This window comes from Pseudoalteromonas rubra (genome assembly GCF_004212645.1).
In the GTDB taxonomy this organism is placed as follows: Bacteria; Pseudomonadota; Gammaproteobacteria; order Enterobacterales; family Alteromonadaceae; genus Pseudoalteromonas; species Pseudoalteromonas rubra_G.
In genome coordinates, this window is the sequence record NZ_PPUZ01000022.1 from 131362 (window position 1) to 138207 (window position 6846).

The 6846-nt window shown below is 48.9% G+C and carries 6 protein-coding genes; all 6 read right to left on the reverse strand.

Annotation, left to right across the window (positions count from 1 at the left end):
* Positions 1-188: 188 nt before the first annotated feature.
* Positions 189-1061, reverse strand: a complete 873-nt coding sequence (gene prmA, locus C3B51_RS08760) for a 50S ribosomal protein L11 methyltransferase (RefSeq protein WP_046004290.1) — start codon at positions 1059-1061, stop codon at positions 189-191.
* 90 nt (positions 1062-1151) lie between these two features.
* The gene (gene rpoD, locus C3B51_RS08765; RefSeq protein ID WP_125716715.1) at positions 1152-2996 is read right to left on the reverse strand and encodes an RNA polymerase sigma factor RpoD; all 1845 of its coding nucleotides are present in this window, start codon (positions 2994-2996) and stop codon (positions 1152-1154) included.
* Positions 2997-3099: 103 nt separating this feature from the next.
* Complete coding sequence (gene dnaG / locus C3B51_RS08770; protein ID WP_130244789.1) at positions 3100-4857, reverse strand: DNA primase; 1758 nt, start codon at positions 4855-4857, stop codon at positions 3100-3102.
* Positions 4858-4930: 73 nt separating this feature from the next.
* Complete coding sequence (locus C3B51_RS08775; protein WP_046004287.1) at positions 4931-5377, reverse strand: GatB/YqeY domain-containing protein; 447 nt, start codon at positions 5375-5377, stop codon at positions 4931-4933.
* A gap of 18 nt (positions 5378-5395) precedes the next feature.
* Positions 5396-5611, reverse strand: coding sequence for a 30S ribosomal protein S21 (gene rpsU, locus C3B51_RS08780; protein WP_010362466.1), 216 nt, complete (start codon positions 5609-5611; stop codon positions 5396-5398).
* A 230-nt stretch (positions 5612-5841) separates the two neighbouring features.
* The gene (rsmD, locus tag C3B51_RS08785; RefSeq protein ID WP_125716713.1) at positions 5842-6420 is read right to left on the reverse strand and encodes a 16S rRNA (guanine(966)-N(2))-methyltransferase RsmD; all 579 of its coding nucleotides are present in this window, start codon (positions 6418-6420) and stop codon (positions 5842-5844) included.
* Positions 6421-6846 lie beyond the last annotated feature (426 nt).

A 6846-nucleotide genomic window follows, 5' to 3' on the forward strand; every position in this document is an offset into this window, starting at 1 on the left:
AAAATCAAAGGCTATAAATTGAACATAAGTGCTTTTTTTTTGAGCTTGACGGGTTGACTTTTTATAACAAACTGACTGAAGGTCAGAATTGTTTTAAATTTAACCGTTTGTCATTTCAAAGCGGGAAAGAAGGGACTGTAAAAAATGCGTAAAGCCTGTTAATTAAGGGCTTTACGCGTGATAAGGCACTAACCTTTTTTGCCGCTCACTCGGGTCCATTCACCCTCTTGAGCAATGGCCTCAAGTGTCAGGAAAGGGGCGTAGACATCGGCTACCGATTGCGCCTGTTCTTCCAGTATGCCCGACATGGCGATTTCGCCGCCAGGTTTAAGGAAACCGAGGATCACCTCATGCAACTCTCTGAGCGGCTGCGCCAGGATATTGGCCACGACTATGTCAGCAGAAAATTCCGGCTGATTCTCAGGTAGGTACACTTCTAATTGGTCGGCCACGCCATTGCGTGCGGCATTATCGCGACTGGCAACCAGTGCTTGTGGATCGATGTCGATGCCGATCACCCGCTCTGCGCCCAGTTTGATCGCCGCGATCCCCAGGATCCCGGAGCCGCAGCCAAAGTCGACCACGGTTTTACCGCTCAAGTCTTGCTGTTCCAGCCATTTCAGGCACAGTGCTGTGGTGGCATGGGTGCCCGTGCCGAAAGCCAGTCCCGGATCGAGTAATACATTGACGGCATCCGGGTCGGGCACGTCACGCCAGCTGGGGCAGATCCACAAGCGTTCACCAAATTTGATTGGGTGGAAGTTATCCATCCACTCGCGTTCCCAGTCTTTGTCTTCGAGCTGTTCGAGCTTGTATTTAAGTGGGGCATCACTGGCGGTCTTCAGGTAGTCGACAACCGCCTGCATATCGTGGTTGGCCTCAAACAAGCCAATCACGATGGTTTGTGGCCAAAGCAGCACTTCACCGGGCTTAGGCTCATAGATGGGGTTGTTTTGTCCGTCAATATATGTGACAGACGGGCAGCCGATCTCCATCAACAGATCGCTGTAATGGTCGGCGCTGTTTTTGTCGGCATCAATGCGGATCTGGATCCAAGCCATAGTTGTTACCTATTTATAATTCGGGTCTATCGATCCCAGAGTAAACTAAAAAGGCCGCAAATGCGGCCTTTGATGATTTTGAATGGGCGCTTAGCCTTTCACATCCAGGAAGCTCTTCAGTAAGTCAGAGCGTGATGGATGGCGCAGCTTACGCAAAGCCTTTGCTTCAATCTGACGAATACGCTCACGGGTTACGTCAAACTGTTTACCCACTTCTTCCAGCGTATGGTCGGTATTCATGTCGATACCAAAACGCATGCGCAATACTTTGGCTTCACGGGCCGTCAGGCCGGCAAGTACTTCGTTGGTCGCGCCGCGCAGGCTTTCCATTGTCGCTGAATCCACCGGCGACTCAATCGTGGTGTCTTCGATGAAATCTCCCAGATGCGAATCTTCATCATCACCAATTGGCGTCTCCATGGAGATTGGCTCTTTGGCAATTTTCAGCACCTTACGGATCTTGTCTTCTGGCATCATCATGCGCTCAGCCAGTTCTTCCGGGCTAGGCTCACGGCCCATTTCCTGTAGCATCTGACGAGAGATACGATTCAACTTGTTGATCGTTTCAATCATGTGCACCGGAATACGGATGGTGCGTGCCTGGTCAGCGATAGAGCGGGTGATAGCCTGACGGATCCACCAGGTTGCATAAGTCGAGAACTTATAACCACGGCGGTATTCGAATTTATCAACGGCTTTCATCAGACCAATGTTACCTTCTTGGATCAGATCCAAAAATTGCAGGCCACGGTTGGTGTACTTTTTCGCGATTGAAATAACCAGACGTAAGTTGGCTTCAACCATTTCTTTCTTCGCACGGCGGGCCTTGGCTTCACCAATGCTCATACGACGGTTGATGTCTTTAATACGTTCAATGCTCAGGCCAGTGCTTTCTTCGATGGCGCTCAGCTTGTTCACACAGCGTTCGATTTCTGGTTTTACTTCAGCTAATTTTGCTGAGTGCTTATCACCTGCTGCAATTTCAGCATCGACCCACGCCATATCCGTTTCATTGTTTGCAAAGTGCTTGATGAAGGTTTTCTTCGGTAGCTTTGCAATCTGTACCGCTTGCTTCATGATGATACGTTCCTGAACACGAACGCGGTCCATCATGTCACGCATGTTGTTAACCATGCGGTCAAACTGTTTTGGCACAAGTTTAAATTTACGGAACAGCTCGCCGATTTCGGCAATTGCTGCTTGTGAATCCGGGTGTGCACGGCCTTTTACTTCAAAACACTTACGAGCGTTGATGTAAAGGGTTCTTAATTCTTCGAAGTGCTCGCGCGCAATTTCAGGATCCGGACCTGTATCTGCGTCTTCCGAATCGTCGTCGTCTTCATCGCCATCATCGTCTTCATCGTCGAGGTCTTCTTCGCTGAGCTCAGAACCAATGTGAGTCGCTGAAATAGGGGCTTCATCGTCTTCTAACGAGTCGAAGAAACCAGAGACGATGTCGCTCAGGCGCATCTCTTCGGCTTCGTATTTGTCCCATTGTTCAAGCAAGTAGGTAATGGCTTCAGGGTACTCGGCAACCGAGATCTGTACCTGATTAATTCCCTCTTCGATGCGTTTGGCGATCTGAATTTCACCTTCGCGCGTCAGCAGCTCAACCGTACCCATTTCACGCATATACATACGCACTGGGTCTGTGGTTCTGCCGATCTCTTTTTCTACCGTTGCCAATGCGGCAGCCGCGGCTTCGGCTGCATCCTCGTCGGTCGTGGTTTCCTGCATCATCAGTTCATCGGCATCCGGTGCAGATTCTGCTACCTGGATACCCATATCATTGATCATGCTAATGATATCTTCTACTTGATCCGAATCTATGATGTCTTGTGGAAGGTGATCGTTAACTTCTGCAAAAGTTAAGTAACCTTGCTCTTTACCTTTCTGAATCAGAAGTTTGAGTTGTGACTGAGGAGTTTGATCCATAGAGATTATTGCTTCCACTCTGATAAAGTTGTTACAACGGGCGTCAGCTAAAAACCACACTATTTTGGTTGACGCAGTGAATAGAACATTATAACAGCAAAAATTATTTTTGACCAGTTCTTCGCGCACCTAACGCTTGGGTCAGGAGTGCGCATTCAAGCCGTTCATCGCTGTTTAGGCCTTCGGTTTTGTCTTTTATTAATAAGGTCTCAAGGCGCAAATTTAAACACTGATCTTCAATAAACTGAAAAGTATTTTTAAATTCATCAATGAGCTTTTCTTCATCTATATTATGCTGCCAGGTTGCCAGCTTGTTCAGGGCCGAATATTCAGGCGTATCCCTGAATGCTTCAAGGATGTGCGCCGTGGTGTAATCGGGTCGTGATAAACAGGTGGCCTGTAATGTCAGGAACAGGCGCATACCCGGTAAGGGCAGCTCTGCCAGCTCCGGCAGGTGCTCTACCACCGATGCCAGACTCGGATGCTGTAACAGCAGACCAATAGCCCGGCGCATGGGCGTGACTTTAAACTTACGCTCAATGCTATGCTGCTTTCGCGGCGTTGCCAGTTTGGCACTCAGTTGTTCTCGGGTGCGGCCGATCAGGCGCGCCAGTGTGCCCAGCAACGACTCCTGATAATATTCGCTCGGTATTTTTTCGATCAGCGGCAGTGCCTCACTAAGCAGTTTGGCTTTGCCGGCATCCGTGGTTAAGTCGCACTGTTCCGACAGCCGGGCAAACAGCACCTTGCTATAGTCTTCGGCGTCTTTTAGTCGTTGCTCAAAGGCATCTTTACCTTCTTTTTGAACTAAGGAATCCGGGTCTTCACCATCGGGCAGAAACACAAAGCGCAGTGACTTACCGTCTTTCAGGTTGGGCAGGGCGTGCTCCAGCGCGCGCCAGGCGGCATCTTTACCAGCGCGGTCGCCATCGTAACAACAAATCACCTGATCGGTGTTGCGGAACAGGGTCTGCATATGTTCTGCTGTGGTAGCTGTGCCCAGTGCAGCAACCGCATAATCGATGCCATACTCACTGAGTGCTACAACATCCATATAGCCTTCGACTATCAACACTTGTGCCAGCTGGCGATGGGCCTGCTTGGCTTCATAGAAGCCGTACAGCTCAAAGCTCTTATGGAAAATTCTAGTTTCCGGCGAGTTGAGGTATTTGGGGCCCTGATCTTGCCCCATGACTCGGCCACCGAAGGCAATCACCCGGCCGCGTTTATCGCGAATTGGGAACATCAGTCGGTCGCGGAAAAAGTCGAACTGACGGCCCGGTGACTTTTCTGTTGCCAGTTTTAATTCAACCAGCTGCTGGCGTTGCGCCGGGTTGCGTGCCAGCGTGCGGATCAGCAGATCCCATTCGGGCGGCGCAAAGCCCATTTGAAACTTATCTATGGTTTGCTGGGATAAGCCACGCCCAGCAATATAGGCTTTAACCTCTGCGGATTTCTGATGCTGATTAAGTTGCTGCTGATAAAAGCGCGCAGTTTGCTGCATCAGATCGTAGTCGGATTTTTTTTCTTCAAAGCTACGTTGTGGCCCACCCAGGCCTTGCTCTCTGGGGATCTCGAGGCTGAATTGTCCAGCCAGTTCTTCGATGGCATCGACAAATTCCAGCTTGTCGTATTCCATTAAAAATGAAATCGCGTTGCCGTTAGCACCACAGCCAAAACAGTGATAAAACTGCTTGTCACGAGAGACGGTGAAAGAGGGGGATTTCTCGTTATGAAAAGGGCAGCAGGCCTGATAATCTTTGCCGGCTTTTTTCAGACCGATGCGGTTATCGATTAATTCAACGATGTCGGTTCTGGCCAACAAGTCGTCGATAAATTGTCTTGGAATTTTTCCTGCCATTTTTACCCTATCGCTTAGACGAAGAAACCGAGCGCTAGGCTCGGTTTACTCATAATCATACTTGATGCGGGGCTTATGCGCTAAGTTTCTGTTTAATTAAACCTGAAACTTTGCCCATATCAGCGCGACCTTCAGCTTTTGCTTTAATCACGCCCATTACTTTGCCCATGTCCTGCATGCCAGCGGCGCCGGTATCGGCAATTGCAGAATCGATCAATGTTGCTATCTCTTCTTCACTCAAAGGTTGAGGTAAGAAGGACTCCAGCACAGTGATCTCACCAGCTTCTACGTCGGCTAAGTCTTCGCGGCCAGCGTCTTTATACTGAGTATAAGAATCGCGGCGTTGCTTTACCAGCTTCACTAAAACGGAGGTAATACCTGCGTCGTCCAGTGTCGTTTGGTTATCGATTTCTCGTTGCTTAACTTCAGCAAGGGCAGCACGAATAGCGGTAAGACGAGGTTTGTCTTTGGCTTTCATTGCTGCTTTTTGCGCGTCTTTTAACGTAGCTAACAGGCTCATATGCAAGACTCGCAGCGATTAGTATAATTTAACGCGACGTGCGTTTTCGCGAGAAAGCTTTTTCATGTGACGCTTAACAGCAGCCGCTTTCTTACGCTTACGCTCAGCTGTTGGCTTTTCATAGTGCTCGCGACGACGAACTTCTGAAAGGATACCTGCTTTTTCACATGAACGCTTGAAACGACGAAGTGCTACGTCAAACGGTTCGTTCTCTCTTACTTTAATTACTGGCATTAAAAATTCACCTACCTAATTAGTGAGCTTTGCTCTAACCGACCAAAAAACGGTCAATTGGTTCAAAAATGGTGCGGTATTGTAAGCCGAAGCATCACCGCATGTAAAGACCAAATTATAGTTAAAATTACCGCACCTGTCATGCTCGAGACCAGATGCGCGACCAGGCGCGAGCAAATATACTAAACTGTCCATTATTTCAGCTATTTAGCCTTGCTGTACGGCGACCATTAAGTGCGGTGGTAGAGTCGGCAGCACACCTGCCCGGCGAGTTTTTCTTTTAAAATGGTCCAATTCTCGGGGAATTCTGGGGTATTTTCGCGTTCAAACTCAACATAAATTAAGGCGTCTTCGCTGAGCCATTGATTGGTTTCTAGTAACGCACAACAGGTTTGTACCATATCGCGTCTAAACGGCGGGTCAACAAACACTAAGTCGAATTGCTGGGGGGCCTGAACAGCCAGTTTAGCTAAGGTATCGCCTTGCTCGACCTGGGCATTGTCTAATTTAAGCGTTGCGATATTGTCTTGCAGCTGCTGCGCTACCTGCTTGTCGAACTCAAAAAACACACCACTGTGTGCAAACCGCGACAAAGCCTCAAAGCCGAGGCTGCCGGAACCGGCAAAGCAGTCCAGTACCTTGGCATCTCTGACATCCTGCATCAGCCAGTTGAACACGGTTTCCTTGACTCTGTCGGTGGTTGGTCTGAGCCCTTCAACATCTTTAACGGGCAACTTACGCCCGCGAAATCGACCACTGATCAAACGAATATGCCCGGATACCGGCTTTTTTGACTGCTGCTTTCTCATTTTTTACCCACTACGCGCAAATGACAGCGTCCAGTATACCGCATTCAGGGTGAGGTGGAGCAAGGTTTATTGCTGTGCCTGCGTGCAATCCGCGCAGATATCATTAAGCTGTGATTTTTCATCCTATTGGAACATGGTACACTGTCGGGCAATAATGACAGAGCTTGTTATCAGCCATGTACATGGCCTGTCAGGTCTTCCACCACAGCGCCTGTGCGCATGGATCATCTGCGCCAATAAGTTCTCACTAATTTGATTGCACACTAAAACGGTATTTAGCGAGTTATGGGTAAAAAGAGCAAAATTCTATCCTGGTTAGGGTTCGGAAAGTCAGATAAAAAACAGCAAGAAGCTGAACGAGAAGCCGCTCGCTTAGCCGAGGAGCAGGCGAAGCGCGAAGAAGCGGAGCGTTTAGCCAAAGAACAG